The organism is Acidithiobacillus sp. IBUN Pt1247-S3 (genome assembly GCF_041146875.1).
Classification (GTDB): Bacteria; Pseudomonadota; Gammaproteobacteria; order Acidithiobacillales; family Acidithiobacillaceae; genus Igneacidithiobacillus.
The window spans coordinates 56828-73824 of the sequence record NZ_JBFRXP010000002.1; the positions used below are offsets into that span (position 1 = coordinate 56828).

19 protein-coding genes and 1 tRNA gene are annotated in these 16997 nt (G+C 56.1%); 8 read left to right on the forward strand and 12 right to left on the reverse strand.

Translation table 11 applies throughout. The features are described 5' to 3' along the window. Positions 1 to 5: 5 nt before the first annotated feature. From pheT to AB4090_RS02215, 4 genes are all read left to right on the forward strand, one after another. Positions 6 to 2372, forward strand: coding sequence for a phenylalanine--tRNA ligase subunit beta (pheT, locus tag AB4090_RS02200; RefSeq protein WP_369572217.1), 2367 nt, complete (start codon positions 6 to 8; stop codon positions 2370 to 2372). 9 nt (positions 2373 to 2381) lie between these two features. Beyond that, entirely contained in the window at positions 2382 to 2678 is a 297-nt protein-coding gene (locus AB4090_RS02205; protein WP_369572218.1) for an integration host factor subunit alpha, read from the forward strand. Continuing rightward, positions 2662 to 3108, forward strand: coding sequence for a MerR family transcriptional regulator (locus AB4090_RS02210; protein ID WP_369572362.1), 447 nt, complete (start codon positions 2662 to 2664; stop codon positions 3106 to 3108). Before AB4090_RS02205 ends, AB4090_RS02210 begins: the two co-directional genes overlap by 17 nt. A 35-nt stretch (positions 3109 to 3143) precedes the next feature. Next, positions 3144 to 3220, forward strand: a tRNA-Pro gene (locus tag AB4090_RS02215). A gap of 1 nt (position 3221) precedes the next feature. On the opposite strand, the gene AB4090_RS02220 is transcribed toward AB4090_RS02215, so the two are convergent. From AB4090_RS02220 to AB4090_RS02245, 6 genes are read right to left on the reverse strand one after another with little or no spacing between them, the layout of a single operon-like run. Continuing rightward, positions 3222 to 4223 (reverse strand): tyrosine-type recombinase/integrase, encoded by a 1002-nt coding sequence (locus tag AB4090_RS02220; RefSeq protein WP_369572219.1) that lies wholly within the window; start codon positions 4221 to 4223, stop codon positions 3222 to 3224. 28 nt (positions 4224 to 4251) lie between these two features. Next, the gene (locus tag AB4090_RS02225; RefSeq protein WP_369572220.1) at positions 4252 to 4491 is read right to left on the reverse strand and encodes a DUF4224 domain-containing protein; all 240 of its coding nucleotides are present in this window, start codon (positions 4489 to 4491) and stop codon (positions 4252 to 4254) included. Positions 4492 to 4510: 19 nt separating this feature from the next. After that, a complete protein-coding gene (locus AB4090_RS02230; protein WP_369572221.1) occupies positions 4511 to 5419 on the reverse strand; it encodes a DNA adenine methylase in 909 nt (302 codons plus the stop codon). Next, a complete protein-coding gene (locus tag AB4090_RS02235; RefSeq protein WP_369572222.1) occupies positions 5416 to 5649 on the reverse strand; it encodes a helix-turn-helix transcriptional regulator in 234 nt (77 codons plus the stop codon). The genes AB4090_RS02230 and AB4090_RS02235 overlap by 4 nt, the downstream gene beginning before the upstream one ends. A gap of 9 nt (positions 5650 to 5658) precedes the next feature. Continuing rightward, positions 5659 to 7266, reverse strand: a complete 1608-nt coding sequence (locus tag AB4090_RS02240) for a hypothetical protein (RefSeq protein ID WP_369572223.1) — start codon at positions 7264 to 7266, stop codon at positions 5659 to 5661. 54 nt (positions 7267 to 7320) lie between these two features. Continuing rightward, the gene (locus tag AB4090_RS02245; RefSeq protein WP_369572224.1) at positions 7321 to 7563 is read right to left on the reverse strand and encodes a hypothetical protein; all 243 of its coding nucleotides are present in this window, start codon (positions 7561 to 7563) and stop codon (positions 7321 to 7323) included. 122 nt (positions 7564 to 7685) lie between these two features. Between AB4090_RS02245 and AB4090_RS02250 the strand changes: the two genes are divergently transcribed. After that, complete coding sequence (locus AB4090_RS02250; RefSeq protein WP_369572225.1) at positions 7686 to 8099, forward strand: helix-turn-helix domain-containing protein; 414 nt, start codon at positions 7686 to 7688, stop codon at positions 8097 to 8099. 31 nt (positions 8100 to 8130) lie between these two features. Here AB4090_RS02250 and AB4090_RS02255 read toward each other — a convergent pair whose 3' ends face one another. Next, complete coding sequence (locus AB4090_RS02255) at positions 8131 to 8433, reverse strand: HigA family addiction module antitoxin (RefSeq protein ID WP_369572226.1); 303 nt, start codon at positions 8431 to 8433, stop codon at positions 8131 to 8133. 9 nt (positions 8434 to 8442) lie between these two features. Further along, on the reverse strand, positions 8443 to 8721 hold the full coding sequence (locus tag AB4090_RS02260; protein ID WP_369572227.1) for a type II toxin-antitoxin system RelE/ParE family toxin: 279 nt from the start codon (positions 8719 to 8721) through the stop codon (positions 8443 to 8445). 147 nt (positions 8722 to 8868) lie between these two features. Between AB4090_RS02260 and AB4090_RS02265 the strand changes: the two genes are divergently transcribed. Beyond that, on the forward strand, positions 8869 to 9087 hold the full coding sequence (locus tag AB4090_RS02265; RefSeq protein ID WP_369572228.1) for a hypothetical protein: 219 nt from the start codon (positions 8869 to 8871) through the stop codon (positions 9085 to 9087). Positions 9088 to 9217: 130 nt separating this feature from the next. On the opposite strand, the gene AB4090_RS02270 is transcribed toward AB4090_RS02265, so the two are convergent. The 4 genes from AB4090_RS02270 to AB4090_RS02285 all read right to left on the reverse strand — a co-directional run bounded on the left by AB4090_RS02270 (position 9218) and on the right by AB4090_RS02285 (position 16178). Further along, a protein-coding gene (locus AB4090_RS02270) for an IS3 family transposase (protein WP_369572229.1) occupies positions 9218 to 10764 on the reverse strand; the annotation gives its coding sequence in 2 pieces (ribosomal slippage) (positions 9218 to 10302 and positions 10302 to 10764; 1548 coding nt in all). 276 nt (positions 10765 to 11040) lie between these two features. Next, positions 11041 to 13407 carry a TonB-dependent receptor gene (locus AB4090_RS02275; RefSeq protein WP_369572230.1) on the reverse strand — a complete coding sequence of 789 codons (2367 nt, stop codon included), beginning with the start codon at positions 13405 to 13407 and terminating at the stop codon, positions 11041 to 11043. A gap of 72 nt (positions 13408 to 13479) precedes the next feature. Next, on the reverse strand, positions 13480 to 15549 hold the full coding sequence (locus AB4090_RS02280) for a phosphocholine-specific phospholipase C (RefSeq protein WP_369572231.1): 2070 nt from the start codon (positions 15547 to 15549) through the stop codon (positions 13480 to 13482). A gap of 422 nt (positions 15550 to 15971) precedes the next feature. Then, complete coding sequence (locus tag AB4090_RS02285) at positions 15972 to 16178, reverse strand: hypothetical protein (RefSeq protein ID WP_369572232.1); 207 nt, start codon at positions 16176 to 16178, stop codon at positions 15972 to 15974. Positions 16179 to 16316: 138 nt separating this feature from the next. On the opposite strand from AB4090_RS02285, the gene AB4090_RS02290 reads away from it, so the two are divergent. Both AB4090_RS02290 and AB4090_RS02295 read left to right on the forward strand, forming a co-directional pair. Next, positions 16317 to 16580, forward strand: a complete 264-nt coding sequence (locus AB4090_RS02290; RefSeq protein ID WP_369572233.1) for an AbrB/MazE/SpoVT family DNA-binding domain-containing protein — start codon at positions 16317 to 16319, stop codon at positions 16578 to 16580. Next, complete coding sequence (locus AB4090_RS02295) at positions 16577 to 16957, forward strand: PIN domain-containing protein (protein ID WP_369572234.1); 381 nt, start codon at positions 16577 to 16579, stop codon at positions 16955 to 16957. Before AB4090_RS02290 ends, AB4090_RS02295 begins: the two co-directional genes overlap by 4 nt. Positions 16958 to 16997: the final 40 nt, after the last annotated feature.

Sequence of the window (16997 nt, forward strand, 5' to 3'; positions counted from 1 at the left end):
AACTCATGCGCGTTGCACTGGAATGGTTGCGGGACTATCTCGACACGGAACGTACGGCCGAGGAACTGGCCGAGACCCTGAGCATGATGGGCCTGGAAGTCGAGGCCCAAGAAGCGGCGGCACCCGCGTTTTCCGGTGTGCTCGTCGGCCAGGTGCTGCGTGTTTGGACCCACCCTGCTGCCGACAAACTGCGCGTGGCTGAGGTGGATGTGGGTGCTGAGGCATCCAGCCAGATTGTCTGCGGTGCCGCCAACCTGCGCGAAGGGATGATCGTCGCTGCCGCCCTGCCTGGCGCGAAGCTGCCAAACATGGAGATTGCTGAGGCCGAGCTGCGCGGTGTGCGCTCGGCGGGCATGCTTTGTTCCGCCACAGAATTGGGTATCGACGATGGCAGTAGTGGCATTCTCGATCTTGATGCGGATGCGCCGGTGGGAACAGACCTGCGAGGCTATCTCCGCCTTGATGATCCCATTTTTACTCTGGGGCTCACCCCCAATCGCGGCGACGCGTTTTCGATTTTGGGCGTAGCCCGGGATCTAGCGGCGCGCGGTGCCGGGCGCTTTATCGCTCCCGATTTATCCAGTGCTGCCCCATGGCCCGCGCAAGCGGGCAGCGCGCAACTGGCAGATGGCTTGCCCATTCGTATTGCGGCAGATGCACATGCTGCTTGCGGCAGTTATTCGGCGTTACGGCTCGATGCCGTGCCGCAGCGCTTGCCAGATCGCTGGCGCGAACGTCTGCGTCGCGGCGGGCAGAAAAGCATTGTGCCGATCGTCGATTGGCTCAATATTTGGATGCTGGCGCTCGGGCAGCCCATGCACGCCTTCGATGCCGAGCAAATTCGTGGCGGTATCGAGGTGCGTTGGGCGCACGCAGGAGAAATACTCGATGCCCTCGATGGCCGTGATCTGACCCTGAACGAAGATATGCTGGTGATTGCCGATGCCCAGGGTCCGGTGGCCCTGGCGGGGATCATCGGCGGGCGCCGCACAGCGGTATCTACCAGCACCCGTAAGGTTCTGCTTGAGGCCGCGTATTTTTCCGCCAAAGCCCTGCAGGGCCGGGCACGACGTTTGGGCTTGCAGACCGAGGCGGCACAGCGCTATGAGCGCGGCGTTGACTTTCGTCTGGCGCTTCCTGCTGCCCTTTCCCTTGCCGCGCGCTGTGGCGTGCATTGCGTGGCCGGCGCGACAGTGCTGGGAACGCAGCCAGAATTGCCGCAAATCCGCCTGCGGCGGCAGCGCATTGCCCGCATCCTTGGCTGCGAGATCGCCGCCGAGCAAATACCATTGCTTTTGCAGGCCCTTGGCTGTGGCGTACGGGTACAGGCAGAGGATTGGCTAGTCGTCCCGCCCAGTCATCGCTACGACCTGCGTATCGAGGCCGATCTCATCGAAGAGATTGCCCGGCTCACCGGCTATGAGCAGTTGCCGTCGCGCCGCCCGCACGCCATCCTCCGCCCCCTGGCGTCGGCAGCGAGCGGGCAACGCCGTGCCCTGACGGCCTTGCTCAGCGCTCGGGGGTACAGCGAAATCATCAGCTACAGTTTTATTGCGCCGGAGGCACAAGAGCAGTTCTACCCTGGGGCAGAGACGCCGGTGCTACAAAATCCGATCTCTGCGGACATGGCGCAGATGCGTGCCGGGCTCTGGCCGGGGCTGTTGCAGGCCCTGAATTTTAATCGCAATCGGCAACAGGAGCAGCTGCGTCTTTTTGAAATGGGGCGTACCTTTGCCGACCGGCAACAGCGTCTGCACTTAGCCGCAGCGATGGTCGGCGCGGGCACGGCCGAATCGTGGCTGGGCAAGGCACGCGACAGTGACTTCTTTGATCTCAAGGGGGATGTTGAGGCCCTGCTTGGCCTCTGGCCAGAGCGCACATTCCGCTTTGCCCGCGCCACCGACCCCGCCCTGCATCCCGGTCAGAGTGCGGAGATCTTCTGGGGCGAACAGTCGGTCGGGCGACTCGGTGCTCTGCATCCGCAAATCGCGGAAGGCTATGATTTTGACGAGGCGGTCTGGGTCTTTACCTTGGACCTCGAAACATTGCTGGCTCCCGCCGGGTTGGCGCGCTTCCAGCCTTTGTCGGCCTACCCCTCAGTACGTCGCGATCTTGCCTTGTTAGTGCCCGAGAATCTGAGCGCCGGTGAGGTACTGGAAATTTTGCTTGGGGCAAATTCCCCCCTTTTGCAAGACGCCGCGGTTTTCGATCGCTATACTGGCGAAAATCTTCCTGAAGCTTGTTATGGTTTGGGAATTCGCTTGCAGTTTCAGGAACAAACGAGCACCCTCACGGAAGGACGGGTGCAGGAAGAGGTGGATCGGCTCCTGCAGGCCCTGCAAAAAGTCGCTCCCATAGTGCTGCGCAACTAGAGGTGGAAGATGGCAGTAACCAAAGCAGAAATCGTCGACATGCTCTTTTCGACCATGGGCCTCAACAAACGCGAGGCCAAGAGTGTGGTGGAGTCTTTTTTTGAAGGCATCCGCGAGACCTTGGCGCAGGGGGGGGAGGTCAAGCTTTCGGGCTTTGGCAATTTTTCCCTGCGCGAGAAGAATCCCCGTCCGGGCCGCAATCCGAAAACCGGGGTGGAAATTACCATTACCGCGCGGCGCGTGGTGACCTTTCACCCCAGTCAAAAGCTCAAGGCGCACGTAAATGGCGATGGAGCAGGGGAGTAGGTCCAAACCCGGAAAGGCCCTGGCAGCGCTGCCCGAAATCCCGGAAAAACAGTATTTTTCCATCAGCGAGGCAGCGGCGCTCTGTGGTGTCAAGGCGCATGTATTGCGCTATTGGGAGCAGGAATTTCCGCAGCTCAGCCCGCTGAAACGCCGCGGCAACCGGCGTTATTACCAAAAGCATGATCTTCTCTTGGTGCGGCAAATCCGCGCCCTCCTTTATGGTGAGGGCTTTACCATTCACGGCGCGCGCGAGCGCATTGGCCAGCATTCGCGCAGCCGTACGGAAGAGGATGGCGATCCGCAGCTGCTTCTCGATATCGAGCCGCAGGTGGAATCCCAACAAGCAGCTCCACTGCATTGGCAGCAGCGTTTACAATTTCTGCGCCGCGAACTCGAGGCGTTACGGCGCCTCTGTGTGCGCCGCGATTGACCAACGCAGCGAATCTGCGTAAGCTTTGCAACTCACGGGGCGTAGCGCAGCCTGGTAGCGCACCTGAATGGGGTTCAGGTGGTCGGAGGTTCAAATCCTCTCGCCCCGACCAATTAATCAAGGAGTTCCCCGCTTTTGTCGGAAGGGCGTTTTCTACAATCGGCCCTTTCTTCTACAATCTTCCCCAGCGGGGTGACTCGTTCTGTTTCTCTGGCACGGATATATGTCTCCGTCATTTCGCCGCTTGCGTGGCCGGCGAGCGACTGAGCGTAGTCCCGACCAGCGGCCCGTTTGGCGTCCGTCAGGGCTTTCGCGCGTATGTCATGGAAGTGAGCATCCTCGACGCCCGACCTGGCGATGATTCGGTGCCAACCGCTGTTCCAGCCGCTGACACTGTGTGGCTGGCCGTCTCTGGTACAAAACACATAGAGGGATCCGATCCGCCTCCTCAGCTTTTTTGCCCGCTCCAGAGCGGAGGCCAGGGATGGCGTCATCTCGAAGGACATGCGCTTACCGGTCTTGCCTTGACTAATGACCAGGGCGTCAGGGCGGATGTCTGACAACCTGAGCTTCATGAGGTCTCCACGTCGCATGGCGGTCAAATAGGCGATATCCATGATGCAGCGCCATTGTTCGTCGGCATGTTCCCTGAGAATGTTGAATTCCTCATCCGTGATGTAGCGGTCCCTGGGCTTTTCCTTGTTTCTACGCACCCCTTTGGCCGGATTATGATCACACCATCCCCAGCGGATAGCGAATGAAAACACGGTTGAGAACAGTGCCATTTCGCGGTTTGCGGCCACCGGCGAGGGGTGCTGGTCCAGGTATGCAGCAACATCAGAGCCACGCACCTCGTTCAAGGGCATGTGCCCGAATACGCTTCTTAACTTGCCTGATTGCCGAATGTATTCGTGTCGTGTTGATTCTGCCAGCTTTGCCAGCTCCGTCGCGATGTATTTATCGATAGCTTGCCCAACCGTGGAGCCTGATGCGTTGCGGCCCTCCATCTCTGCCCACTTGGCTACTGCCTCCGGGTAGTTATCGGCGAGCCGGATCCACTTCCTTTTGCCAGCCACCAACACAACGTAATAATAGACCGGCCCTTTCTGATGCATGCGCGGAGGAAGGTGATGATGAGATGATCTATGACGCCCCATGCCTGACCTCGTTGTTTTTGAGAAACTCCAGCTTTGGTGCACTCTTTCTTGGGGTTCCCCCCGCGCCGATCAAGTGGCGCTCCACCTCTGCCCATAAAACGACCGGCCTGCCTAACGCCGACACCTCATGCCGATAACCCCTCTCCTGCAGCCATCGGACCTGCCCCGGCTTGGTTTTCAAGCCTGTGAGATTATATAAATCTTCCGGGGTTAGAAAGGTAGTCATCGATTTTTGCCTCTTTTGATTACGCAAACGCGGCAATCTCTAAATCCAGCACACATTGCCGTGTGGACCGGTCACAGTGATACTCTTGCAACCGGGGGTTGATCCAGAGGCTTTCCGTGCGCTCGTGGTCCAGCCCGCGACTTTCCTTTTTACCCGGCCCCACATTCCGGACCGAATTGCAGAACCACGGGAAGTCGTGGCGTTGCCATCCCTGGAGTTCCAGCGCCTCGGCGTAGATCGGGTGGGCATAGCCGGAAATCGCCACATATCCGGGGCTCTGTTTCAGGCGCGACAATAACCGTAGGTGATCGTCATCGCTGTATTCAAAGGCATACCCTCCATCTTTTCTGGTCGCTTCCAGATAGGGTGGGTCGCAGTAAAATACGGCGTTTTCACTGTCATAGCGGTCGATGATCTCCATAGCATCCTCATTCTCGATCACCACATGACGCAGGCGGTCCCGGACCCGGATCAGATCGTCATCGACCTTGTTCATCATGGACCGGGCACGGTTGTCCAGGTACTTGGCCACCGCGAATCCCACGGGAGCGCGGTCCTCTTCCCTCTGGGCCATGGCCATGAACGATGCCCGTGCCAGAAAGAAGGTTCTGGCAGCCCGTTCCAGATCGGAGTCGCACTGGTAGCGGGGGTTTGCCCAGACTTCGTAGAGCGCGCGGGCGTAAGGCGTATTTTGTAGATACTCCCGCAGGGCATCACCCTGGTCCCGCAGAATGTGGAAAAAGTGCATCACATCCCCATTGCGGTCGTTCATGATCTCGATGCCCACGGGCTTCCGGGCAAACAACAGGCTCGCGCCACCGCAAAAGGGCTCGACGTAGGTCAGAAAACGGTCAGGCCGGGGAAGTAGAGGCAGAAGCTTTTCCGTCATGCGGCCTTTGCCACCGAGATAGGGGATCGGGCTTTTCACGGTACCACCTTTCTTTTCCGTCCTGGGCGCTGGTGGAAGCGCTCGCTGGGTACGATGGCCTTGGGTAGCGCCGCCAGCCAGGCTTCCACATCACTTTCCAGCCACCGGGGACCTTTGGTGCCCGGTATCCGGCGGGGCGGCGGCAGCGTTTCAGGATCACGCTTGTATACCGTCTTGGGGGATAACCCCAGCACCTGGGCAAGCTCACTTACCGTCATCAGCCGGTCCATGTTGAGCCCCTACAGCGCCATGGCCGCCTGCCAGGTGGCAGGTAACCGGATGCCGGGCGGGATGGGGGCAACAGAAGCCATCCGATTTTTCCGGGGTCGGCCCTTTCGCGCACGCGCTCTCCGCAATAGCACAAGGATTTGCGTCTCCGGGGGTCCCACGTCTCCAGGTGGAGAGTTTTCATCCAGAAAAGGCGGTGCTCCAGACGGCTCGTCCGGCGGGGCATCCACCGTCACATACCGGGGCTTCGCGGGAGGAATCCTGCCATGAAGGAGATCGGATGGCTCGATCAGGAAGGCCAGATCTTCGTCAAAAATGCAGAGACCATCGAACGCATCGACATCAGAGTCTGGGGAGGATGGATGAACCCTGGCAGCCGTCTCAATGGTATTGACGGGGACGGTGAGGTCCACGGCAGACACACATTGCGGGAGGGGTGACCATATCTCCCGCCAGGAGATGACCATCCCCTGCGGAGAGGCATACCGCAGGCGAACGGATTGTGTTTGGATCGTCGGAGCAGGATTGCTGCCCATGCCTTTATAGACAGGCATTTCCTGATTGGATACCGATACGGCAGTGGTGGCGTCGGGTGGTGTTTCTTGCCAGGCCACGAGCATCCCCTTCGGGGAGGCATACCGCAGACGAACCTGGGGTACCTTACGGATCGATTGCAGTGCGCCATCAATCAGGGTGAGGGTCCGCGCATGCTTTGCGGGGATGGCCGGGCGCAGCGCCATCAACAGGTTCAGCGCCACCTGACAGCCTGCTTTCACGCGGGCAACCAGCCTCTTGATGATGTCCATGACACGGGCACCCGTGGCGGACTTCAGTTGCTCCAGGATGGCCGGTACGCGCATGGCCAGTGTCGCAGGAGACATCCCGCTATGCTGGATCTGTTGAAGCAGGTAATCTATCCACTCCCGGAGTGTCGCCGGCAGGCGATCTTCGATTTCGTTGATGCTTTGTCCGACTTCGTCATCGTCTTCTGTTGCAAAGCCCGCCCACTCTGCTGCGTATAGAGATTCCACGGCGTCCGGATCCAGAGTATCGAGCACATCCCGGTAGTCATCCTCAGATGCGGACTCCCGTTTCATGCGCGCGTATTCGTCGCCGAAGGTGGCAACAGTCATCAGGTCTTGGCTGGCGTAACCGGTGCCGGTCATTTTTTTTGCAAAGGCCAAAAAGTCCCGATGTTTGCGGAGATAGGCATACGCAATATTTTTCAGGAAGTCCGCAAAGGTCTTTGGCCGGCCTCCCCTCCCGACGGCGGTTTCATCGTATTGCCGGGCGCAGAAATCCACCAGCCCTGCGGCGCAGTCGGCGATCAGCTCAGAATCGCGCAGCCCAGCCTTTTGCGCAATTTGGCCTGCAGTGGCATAGGCCGCCTGGTATGCTCCCCAATAGGCCATCCCCAGCTCTGCCTCTTCTCTCCTGGATCGTACGGCCTTGCGGTACAGGGTGCAAAAGCGAATGCCACTTTTGTATTCCATATCGCAGTCTTTGTCCCGGCTATACCATTCTTCGCTCAATGCCTGACTGGAATGGGGACTGTACGCAAAGTCATGGTCGTCCAGACTTATGGTATCTTCTAGTGGCTCGTGCGGCTGCAGGTTCATGAGGGCCTCCCTGGGAAAGTGCGTTGGCGGGGCGACAGTGGAAGAGGGGCAGGTCTAGCCATGCGATTCTTCCGGTGCGGCTGTTTCTGGGGGTTGGATGGGATTGGGGTCCTGTGTGGGATAGAGGCCGGTAGAGGAGGACGTGGCACCTTCTCGGTCGCCACCAGATTTGACGGGCAAGATCCCATGCCGGATAGCTGCGCCGACCAATCGGTCAGAGATTTCTTGCGGCAATTCCTCTGGCCACTGCCAAACGGCTTGGCGGCTAATGCGAAGCGCGTCGCCGACGGCTTTCATCGTGCCGCCGAAAAGTTTAATCGCGTCCTGTTTCGTTCGTATGAGGGCCATGCGTACAGTTAAGCATCCTTCACCGATAAATGTCAAGGACACTTTCCATCCTGGGCAGGATACTTTACCGCATGAATGATATTGCCGACCGCGTCAAGGAAATAAGAACCCGCCTGAATCTTAGTCAGGCGAAACTGGGGGTGCATGCGGGCGGTGTGAGCAAGTCCGCCGTCCATCAATGGGAAACGGGCGTTACCAAGCCCGCGTGGGAAGCGCTAAGCGCTCTCCACAAAAGTTTGCGGATCAATCCGGACTGGGTGATGCGTGGCGAGGGAAGCATGTTTGAGGAGCAAGCCTCAGACGGCCTCCCCTTGGGTGCGAGGGAGCTAACGCCTAAACAGCAAGCGCTGCTGGGGATCTTCGACCGTCTGACTTCCAGTCAGCAGGAAACCATCATCAGAGAGCTTGAGGATATTAAACGGAAAAACGAAGAAATAGTGGAAGAACTGACTCGCAAGACGGGCGCGACCCGTAATGGTTCTTAATTAGCAAGGCGGGCTTTCATTCGCTACCGGCCTAAGCCGCGTGTGGTGCTGGTTGCACTACGGGATGGGATTTTCGGCGCGCCTGCCAAAGGTCATAAGCTGCCTGCTGGCCAAGCCAGAGGTCCGCGCGCCCGCCCCGGTCTGGTCCCAGCCAGGACTCGATGCGCAAGGCCATCTCCGGTGAAATGGCCGCTTTCCCATGTAATACTCTTGACAAGGTCGCACGGGTGACACCCAATTGCCGTGCCGCTTCCGTCACCGTCAACCCCAAGGCAGGCAATACATCCTCCCGCAAAGTGTCCCCAGGGTGAGGGGGGTTGTGCATTCCGCTCATAACAATCTCCTAATGGTAATCCTGATAATCTACCAATATGGCATCCGTGCCATCGAAGGCAAACGTCAGCCGCCAATTGCCGTTGACCCGCACGGAAAAATGTCCATCCAAATCCCCCGATAGCGGATGCAGCCGCCACCCCGGCACATTCATGTCGCCGGGGCATTGCGCACGGTTCAGGCGCTCGATCTGGCGTCCAAGTTTGGGTGCCTGGTCAGGCTGAATACCCGCTTTGCTCCCCGTGAGAAAGAATGCTTCCAATCCCTTATGCCGGAATGTCTTGATCATGGCGTGAATTGTATAGCGTAGCGTTTCGCGGCACAAATTGGAGCGTGCAACATCACTACAGAAAGTGTGCTTGACGCATAGTAAAGCAACCTTTACTATTTCCTCATCGAAGCCGCCCATCCTGGTGCGACATCCTTGGGGGAAACCATGGCGCTCTCGGCCGTATCCAACCGTACCAATAGCAAGCCGCAAAGCTATACCACGCTGGCCGTCCAGTACCGCGACGGGCTCCACCTGAATTACCTCTTCGAACGCTCCACCAGGGTCTCCGATCTCATGGCCGCCATCCATCGGGCAGGCCGGGTTCGCAAGGTCGTTCTCTGGGATGAAATGCCCGGCGAGCGTACTCGGAAGGGGATGATGTGATGGCCGCACAACATTGGGCCGGAGTTATCTGTCGACACGACGGGCGGCTGTTACCAGTTCTGGGGTGCGATGATCGGGACGGCTTGACCTTCCCGGCGTCTGTCAAGGTAGTTGTCGCTTCTCCCATTTTTTAAGCCGCCTTTTTATCCTGCCGCTGCGGGTTCAGATCTACCGCCCCGACGGGTGTCCAATTGCGTGTGCCGCCTGACCAGCGCGCAGGATTTCTCGCCTTGGCCGCCTCATAGAGAGCATGACGTTTCGCCAGCAGCGCATGATCTTCGCCCCGGTGGCGCTGGGCCGGGGTGACGAAGCGAATGCGGCTGTGACGATGCTCATGGTTGTACCAGGCGATAAAGTCACGTACCCAGCGTCGTGCCGCGTCGAGATCAGTAAAGCCGCTCTCCGGCCACTGCGGACAGTACTTCAGCGTCCGGAACAGCGACTCTGAATAGGGGTTATCATTGCTAACACGCGGTCGACCCCGTGATGGAGTAATCCCCAGATCATAGAGTTTGGCCAGGAGGGTGGAGGATTTCATCGGGGCGCCATTGTCAGAGTGCAGGACCAAGGGTTGCCGCCAGCATTGCTCCGCCGTAAACCCTCTCTGGAGGAGCGCCGCGGCATGGTCGCCGCTCTCCTCCGTATGGACCTCCCAGGCGACCGCCTTGCGGCTGTAGAGGTCTTCAAAGAGGTAGAGATAGTAGTACTGACCACGCACCGGCGACGGCAGATACGTGATATCCCATGACCAGACGGCGTTGGCTGTGGTGGCCGTATGGGTGGTGGGTAGCTTCACCTTACGGGGCGGGTGCGCACGACCACGCCGTACCCCCATGCCCTCAGCCTTGAGGATCCGGTAGAAAGTGGACTCCGAGGCCAGATAGACCCCTTCATCGGCCAGCCGTGGCACAATCTGAGTCGGGGGCAGGTGTGCGGTATCCGGACGATGACAGGCGTCCAACACCGCTTGCACCTCCGCTTCACTCAGCTTGTTGCTGGGTGCCGGTCGTTCGACCGTCGTGCGGGCATCTGTCTTTACCACTCCCGACTCCTCTGTCCATCGCTGGACGGTGCGTAATGATAAGCCCGCTTCTGCGCAGGCCCGCGACCGGCGGGCTCCACTGTCAGAGGCTTCCTGTATCCAGGCGACATACTGTTGCCGCTCCGGGACCGGGGTTAATCTTCCCCGGCGTCGTCCCCCCAGAGGGCGTTCAATTTTTTTCGCAAGATCAACAGCGCGGCCGCTTCGGCCAACGCCTTGTCTTTGCGACGCAATTCCCGCTCCAGCTCACGAATCCGTTTCTGGTCTGCACGGGCTTGCGCACCCGCTGTCTGTTTCTGTTGGGTGGCGGTCTGCTGTCCAACGATACAAGCCTGTTTCCACGCTTTTACCTGGTCTGGATACAGCCCTTTCTCCCGACAATATGCGCTCAACTCCACCTCTGACAGCAGGGCCGTTTCCACCACCGCGGCCAACTTGGACTCGGCAGACCAGCCCTCTGTGGTCTTCTTGGTCACTGCACTCATCGCCCCACTCGCCATCGCCTGCTTACGCCAATGGTACAGCGTAACATCAGAAATCCCTTCCTGTTTGGCCAGTTCCGCCACGGATAAACTGGTAGGCGGCAACATCTTCTGCAATACAGCGGCCTTACGTTCTGCTGAGTAATGTTTCATCTCGATAATCCACTTTCCGCCCCCACCCTACGCCTGACTCCATTTCAGAGAGGCGACAACTACCCTGACACCGGGGGTTCCTGCATGTACAAGGTGCCGCCGTGGATTTTTGGGCCACGCCAGCCGAACTTGACCGGCGCGGGTACCGACTGGTTATGGCCAAACCGTTGGTGTGGAATGTGTGGGGCGCAAGTCCGCAGAGGCCGCTGGCTGGCGACCTGCTGCCGTGGCAATTTTAGCTCCATTGTGGAGCTTCATGAGCATTTTGTGGGCAAGCTAAAATTTCAGTGACACCGTCCCAAACACGGTTCTCGGCGCACCTTGCGTTCCAAAAACCGCATTCGCCGGCAAGCCGGGCACATTTATACCCGACCCAACACTCTCGCTTTCATTATATTTCCTGCCCAACAAATTGAAGATGCTAACTTTAAAGCGGGCATACTTAAGAAATGGAACGTATGAATTAAAGACTGATGTCTTGTAACCTAGCGTCAGGTCAACCAAATTATATGGATTTGTCCTTAGCGTGTTGTCTCCAGTAATAGGGTTCGCCATTCCAGCAGCGCCAACATACTGGTCGTCGATATTTGCAGAAATTGCGCCTGGGCCTAGAATATTTTTATAAGCCAATCCGACCAGGAAGCTATGTAATGGTACTCCAGATACAACATTTCCCGAGAAGCTGCCTCCAGAACTCGTTTCTAGTTTGGTATAGTATGGGTGTTGAATGTTTGCTGATGCATATACATTCAACCAGTAAATTGGTTTCCATGATAGTTGAAGGTTAACCCCTTGGTATAAGGCATTCCCCAGCTTGTACCCGGTCGGAAATAGAGCTGTGCCATTAGCATACAACCCCTTAACTATGTTGTTAACTTGATCATGGTAATAGTTGATTGACCCAAAAAGATTGTTCTTTTTATATTTAACGCCAACTTCAAAGTCCGTATTGTTGACGAGCTTAATTTTACTTGGGTCAATATAGAAAGTGTATTCATTACCATAAGACTCATTCTCCGGGTTAGCATTTGTATGGGCTGCGTAGCCATATAGATACAAATGCCTGATGGCTTCAAAGTTAATGCCGAGAGAAGGCTCAAACCCGCCAAAACTGGTATATACTCCAGAGTCAAACGTCCCATTAATATGGCCATTTAACAGAGGGGAGCCGGTTGGTGGGAGTAGGTTGGCATCGGTAGTCTGGTATGCTGCATAAGCAATTCCAGGGGTGATGCTCAGTCTATTGTTAAAAAGTTTTATATCATCCTGACCGTAAGCGAATTCTGACATTTGAGCTGTGTCGTTATTTGCTTCGTAATAAAAATTTCCAACAGATTCGTTCAGGACTGGTGCGTTATAAAGGATGTATGGATTTTTGTAATTCATGTAATATAGGTATCCGCCTATCTTTATATGATTGTTATATATTTTTGTTGTATATCTAATTCTATCTCCGATGGTATAGAATATAGGAGGATAGTACTCATCAAGATACGGTGAAGTAATACCATTATAAGTGCCGTGGCCAACATGAACTCTGTGCGAATGCTTAAACCATATCTTGTTATCAATAGAGCTTTTTTTGGAAAGATCCCAGTGCTGTTTACCGTACAGTAGCCACATGTTATCTTTGTATTGGAAATAGGATTGACCAGGTGTTTCTGTAGAGTAAAAACCACTGGTTTGTTCACTCAATAGCGGTCCTGGTACATTGTAACCATTAACCGTATATCCGGCCAGTGGTGTGAGCGGAATCGATGGTATAGCTAAGTACTTGGCTCTAGAAATATACAAACCAAGAGAGTAAGCATTCCCGGAATTGGTTATCTTGCTAACCTTTCCAAAGAAAACATCGGCTTGCGTTGGATAGTCGTATTCGAGGCCAGGGGCACGACCACTGGTGTGACCGAAACCAGCCACCACTGACCAACCATCCGCAAATAATCCAGATTTTGCTATTGCCACCTCAGTTTGTGAACCATACGATCCATAGGATGTGTCAACTTTTACGCTTGGCGTCGCCGACGGTTGTATAGGAAGAAAATTAACCGTGCCGCCAATGCTTGATTGCCAGCGATCGTCTGGATTTCCAGGACCATATGCAACCGTAACGCCATTCAAAAGCTGCGCAATAGGAACCTCGACAGAATAAAATCCGCCGTCTCCAGATAAAGGATTGCTTAGCGGGATACCATCAAAATTAACCTGAATCGAATTAAAGTGGCCATTTACCGTAGGGCCTGTGCCAACCCCGAAGCCATTAATATTTAGGCTGTTAGATCCCACACCGCTATTCGGATTTGAGCCAAGCACCAAAACTCCTGGTAGCCGGGCAGCAAGTTGAAAAGCACCGGTGTTTGGCGGCATAAACTTCAATTGACTTCTGGTTACTGCTAGTTTTGTCTGAGTGGATTTGGCAAGCTCAGAAAAATTAATTTTCTCATCTGCTTTATTTTCTGGTTTCTTGCCGTTTTTATAATTGCTTGATACTTCTCCAACATTTATTGAGTTATTGTTTTTGTTGTTCAACTTCGCTCCATAGCTAATCGGTGATTGTGCTATGCAATTTGCCGCTATTAGAGCAATAATAACAGCCTTTTGATTCATCTGTATTGCCACAAATCCTCCTTTTGGTTTGGCCATAGGTTGCGTGGTACAACAGCTAGTAAGCGCAGCGGAAAGCTGCGATTGGTGTAAAAGGGTCACTTCTTCTGATTAGGTTAAGACGGGCGCGGTATTGGCCGGGTCGGACCAGCTCTCGTTTCCATCTTCGACATGCCCGGCCAGACGCCAGCTGTGGGTGGGAGTGCTCACCTCCAGGTCATACCAGTGATGGCTTTTGGTTAGCGGCCAGGACAGGCGATGCGTCTCGCCGGGGGCGAGGTGCAGCTGGCGGCTCCCTTCGCCGTAGCTGCGGTCTTCGATACCCACCTGCAAAGGCAAACGACCGCTGTTACATAGGACCAAACTCAAGTCGCCGTTATTCTTATCGTGACTATCGACCATTAAGGTCGAGACCCCGCTGCCTGTGATTTGTCGCACGAAGCCATCGGGGCCATAGACTGTCATCGCCAAAGCTTGACCCTGAGGCAGTAGGATATCGTCCAGGAGCTGCGCACCGGCACCGATGGTGTAGTGATGGGGTAGGTGATGACTGGCGTCCCAGTATGCGGTGCAGACCACTCCGATTGGGGCCGGATTAGCAAAGGCCAATCGGACGCCCTGCCGCGTCGCCTCGAGACGCAGCCTGGTGGCGTACGCCAAGGGCCGCCGCCGTCTCAGGCCGTCTTCTTGGGGAATAATGGCTACCGATTGTTCGCTGGGTACTTCCGGTGGCGGTAAGGTGGATTCGTGGTGAACGGTCGCCACGTAGTTGGCAGTGCTTGGCAGACTTATGAGTCGTCGGTCTACCCGTTGGAAGTTAAAAGCGGACGTCAGATCACCGCAGATCGCCCGCCGCCAAGGCGTGATATTCGGCTCGCTCACGCCGAAGCGCTTTTCGATAAAGCGGATCACTGAAGTGTGATCAAAGACCTCTGAGCAGACGTAGCCGCCCTTACTCCACGGTGAGATGACAAGCATGGGTACTCGTGGTCCCAGGCCGTAGGGCAATCGGTCGAGACTATAGGCCACCGGCCAGTCTGGGTTGATGTGGTCGTGTACTTCACCAGCCGTGCTCACTGTCGATTGCCCAGGGCGCACCGGAGTTGGTGGCTGGGGGGGCGGCACGTGATCGAAGAAGCCGTCGTTTTCGTCGTAATCGATCAGGAGGGCAGTTTTGCCCCAGACGGTGGGATTTGCGGTGAGGGCATCCAGCACGCGGGCGATGTAAATCGCACCATACGCCGGCGGGTAGGAGGGATGCTCGGAATAGCCTGCGGGCGAGACGATCCAGGATACTTGTGGCAGGCGATCGTGTAAAACGTCGTCGCGTAATGTTCTTATTCCACCTTCGGTGACGGCGCGCCGATAAAGCTCTGAATTGTTCTGAGCATTTACAAAGGCTTGAAAATATAACAGAGCATTGTCGCCAAAACATCCCGTCAATGGATTTTTGTCTATTTCATGTAACTGCTCTTGGTAAACTTTCCAGGTGATTCCAGCTTTCTGCAAGCGCTCTGCATAAGTGGTCCATGTGAAGGGAGGGGTTTTGTGATAACCATTGGGACCGTTGCCTGGCCAGTAATTGGCATCATCAATCAATGGCCCACCATGTTTGCCTTCAGGATCAATGGTCCCGGTGAACAGCATACAGCGGTTTGGCTCGGTGGGCCCGGCGATGGAAGTGAAATAGTGGTCGCAAACGGTAAAGGCATCAGCTAGGGTATAATGAAAAGGGATGTCCTGGCGCTGGAAATAACCCATGGTCATGTCGGTCTTGTTCTGTGGCCAGGCGTTCATCAGACCGCCCGCAATAGCCCCATGTTGTGTGGCCCAGCTGTGATCGAGATCCTTGATGAATTGTGCCGACGTCTTCCGTGTGTTGAGGTGAAATGGCAGGATGGGGAGACTGGGATCGTGCCTCCGCGCCTGGAACCAGATCGGCTTGCCGGCCGGCAGCGTCAGGGGAAAGCGATCATTGTACCCGCGTACCCCGCTCAGATGACCGAAGTAATGGTCGAAGGAGCGATTTTCCTGCATGAAGACGACTATGTGCTCAACATCCTCCAGGCTGCCAGAGCGCTCCCTGGCTGGCAGCATCGCCGCCCGCGCCACCGAACTGCCCAAAAAGGCCGTGACAGTGGCCCCTACACCCAAGTGCTGCAAAAATTCGCGGCGCTTCATCTGCGGCTCCCTGCATCCTTGAAAGCCACTTATGCTGACAGCCAAATGTTGCATCCATGTGTCAATGCGGTGACATTTTTATGATATTTTTCATGATGTTTCACGCATTCATTGGTAATGAAAATTGATACCCGAAGCTATGCACCGTTTCCAGCCCGCTTTTGGCTCCATAGCTTTCTGGGGTCTTGTGCAGGCAATGAATCCTGACGACTTGGACATTGGGGACGAGGTACCTGTGTATGCGTCCTTTCCCTCCGACAGAAGTAAAGCCGTTGCGACAAATGCATTTTCCTGTCCCACTATCCTGAGTCGCAGTAACGCGATATTAGTGCAGATATATTGCATGAGACTGAAAGGCAGAGCGGGGCTGGTGTTATCAACGCAACACTGGCCGGGAGTCATCCGGCTGTGCGAGGGGGCTGTTACCGGTTCTGGGGGTCGACCATCAGGATGACACCCTTTGCTTGCACGTGCAGGGTACCGCCGTGGATTTTGGGGCCGCGCTGGCGGAGCTGATGCGTCGAGGGTACCGCCTGGTTATAGCCAAACCGACGGTGTGGGATGCGTGGGGCGGGGTGATGCGCGGCGGTGCCGAGGGTCGCATTGGCGATCGTGCCGGGAGTATCCAATGAAAGCTATACCAGAAAACGACGTCCGACGTTGAATCGGTTCCCTGGTCTTGCTCTGGTGGCCTACGATGGAAAGGTGCTGGCATGCATAGACATCATGTGGCATTATTCTCCTGTCGTGACATTTTAGGTGAGCCTATGGCATCAAATGACAATGAAGTCCAGATCGGCGTACAGGGAAGAATGGTCATTCCGGCTGCCCTGCGCAAGGCGTTGAATCTCACTCAAGGCGATCGATTGATTGCTCGTAAAGTCGCGGAGAGTCTGGTGCTGGAGCGTCGCGAGTCGGTGGAACGACGGCTGCGGGAACGCTTCAAACATATTCCCCAGAATATTAGTCTTTCGGACGAACTCATTGCCGAGAGGCGGACTGCTGCCGAGCAGGAAGCCGCCTTATCGTGAGCACTGTCCTAGATGCCTCGGCGTTATTGGCGTTTCTCCATGAAGAGCCGGGGGGAGATCAGGTAGCCCCGCATCTGGAAGGATCCCACGTCTCAGCCGTCAACTGGTCTGAGGTACTGCAAAAGTCCCTGCAGCGAGGCGTGAGTATCGACGATATGCTTCAGGACTTTGCCGATATTGGTGTCATTTTCGAGCCCTTTACGGTCCACCAAGCCGATCTGGCTGCCAGATTGTTCACCCATACGCGCAATCACGGATTGTCCTTGGCCGATCGGGTGTGTTTATCTCTAGCCATGGAGAAGAGGCTGCCGGTAATGACGGCGGATCGGGCTTGGGGCAGTCTGGGGCTGGCCGTCGAAATTCGGATGATACGCTAACCGTCGGCTATCGATCGCCTTGTCCGGGCGTGAACGAGGG

What these genes read in the sequence shown, in the direction of transcription:
- pheT (WP_369572217.1), top strand. Translation starts at nt 6, where the DNA reads ATGCGCGTTGCACTGGAATGGTTGCGGGACTATCTCGACACGGAACGT.
- AB4090_RS02205 (WP_369572218.1), top strand. Translation starts at nt 2,382, where the DNA reads ATGGCAGTAACCAAAGCAGAAATCGTCGACATGCTCTTTTCGACCATG.
- AB4090_RS02210 (WP_369572362.1), top strand. Translation starts at nt 2,662, where the DNA reads ATGGAGCAGGGGAGTAGGTCCAAACCCGGAAAGGCCCTGGCAGCGCTG.
- AB4090_RS02220 (WP_369572219.1), bottom strand. Translation starts at nt 4,223, where the DNA reads ATGCATCAGAAAGGGCCGGTCTATTATTACGTTGTGTTGGTGGCTGGC.
- AB4090_RS02225 (WP_369572220.1), bottom strand. Translation starts at nt 4,491, where the DNA reads ATGACTACCTTTCTAACCCCGGAAGATTTATATAATCTCACAGGCTTG.
- AB4090_RS02235 (WP_369572222.1), bottom strand. Translation starts at nt 5,649, where the DNA reads ATGGACCGGCTGATGACGGTAAGTGAGCTTGCCCAGGTGCTGGGGTTA.
- AB4090_RS02240 (WP_369572223.1), bottom strand. Translation starts at nt 7,266, where the DNA reads ATGAACCTGCAGCCGCACGAGCCACTAGAAGATACCATAAGTCTGGAC.
- AB4090_RS02245 (WP_369572224.1), bottom strand. Translation starts at nt 7,563, where the DNA reads ATGAAAGCCGTCGGCGACGCGCTTCGCATTAGCCGCCAAGCCGTTTGG.
- AB4090_RS02250 (WP_369572225.1), top strand. Translation starts at nt 7,686, where the DNA reads ATGAATGATATTGCCGACCGCGTCAAGGAAATAAGAACCCGCCTGAAT.
- AB4090_RS02255 (WP_369572226.1), bottom strand. Translation starts at nt 8,433, where the DNA reads ATGAGCGGAATGCACAACCCCCCTCACCCTGGGGACACTTTGCGGGAG.
- AB4090_RS02260 (WP_369572227.1), bottom strand. Translation starts at nt 8,721, where the DNA reads ATGATCAAGACATTCCGGCATAAGGGATTGGAAGCATTCTTTCTCACG.
- AB4090_RS02265 (WP_369572228.1), top strand. Translation starts at nt 8,869, where the DNA reads ATGGCGCTCTCGGCCGTATCCAACCGTACCAATAGCAAGCCGCAAAGC.
- AB4090_RS02275 (WP_369572230.1), bottom strand. Translation starts at nt 13,407, where the DNA reads ATGGCCAAACCAAAAGGAGGATTTGTGGCAATACAGATGAATCAAAAG.
- AB4090_RS02280 (WP_369572231.1), bottom strand. Translation starts at nt 15,549, where the DNA reads ATGAAGCGCCGCGAATTTTTGCAGCACTTGGGTGTAGGGGCCACTGTC.
- AB4090_RS02290 (WP_369572233.1), top strand. Translation starts at nt 16,317, where the DNA reads ATGGCATCAAATGACAATGAAGTCCAGATCGGCGTACAGGGAAGAATG.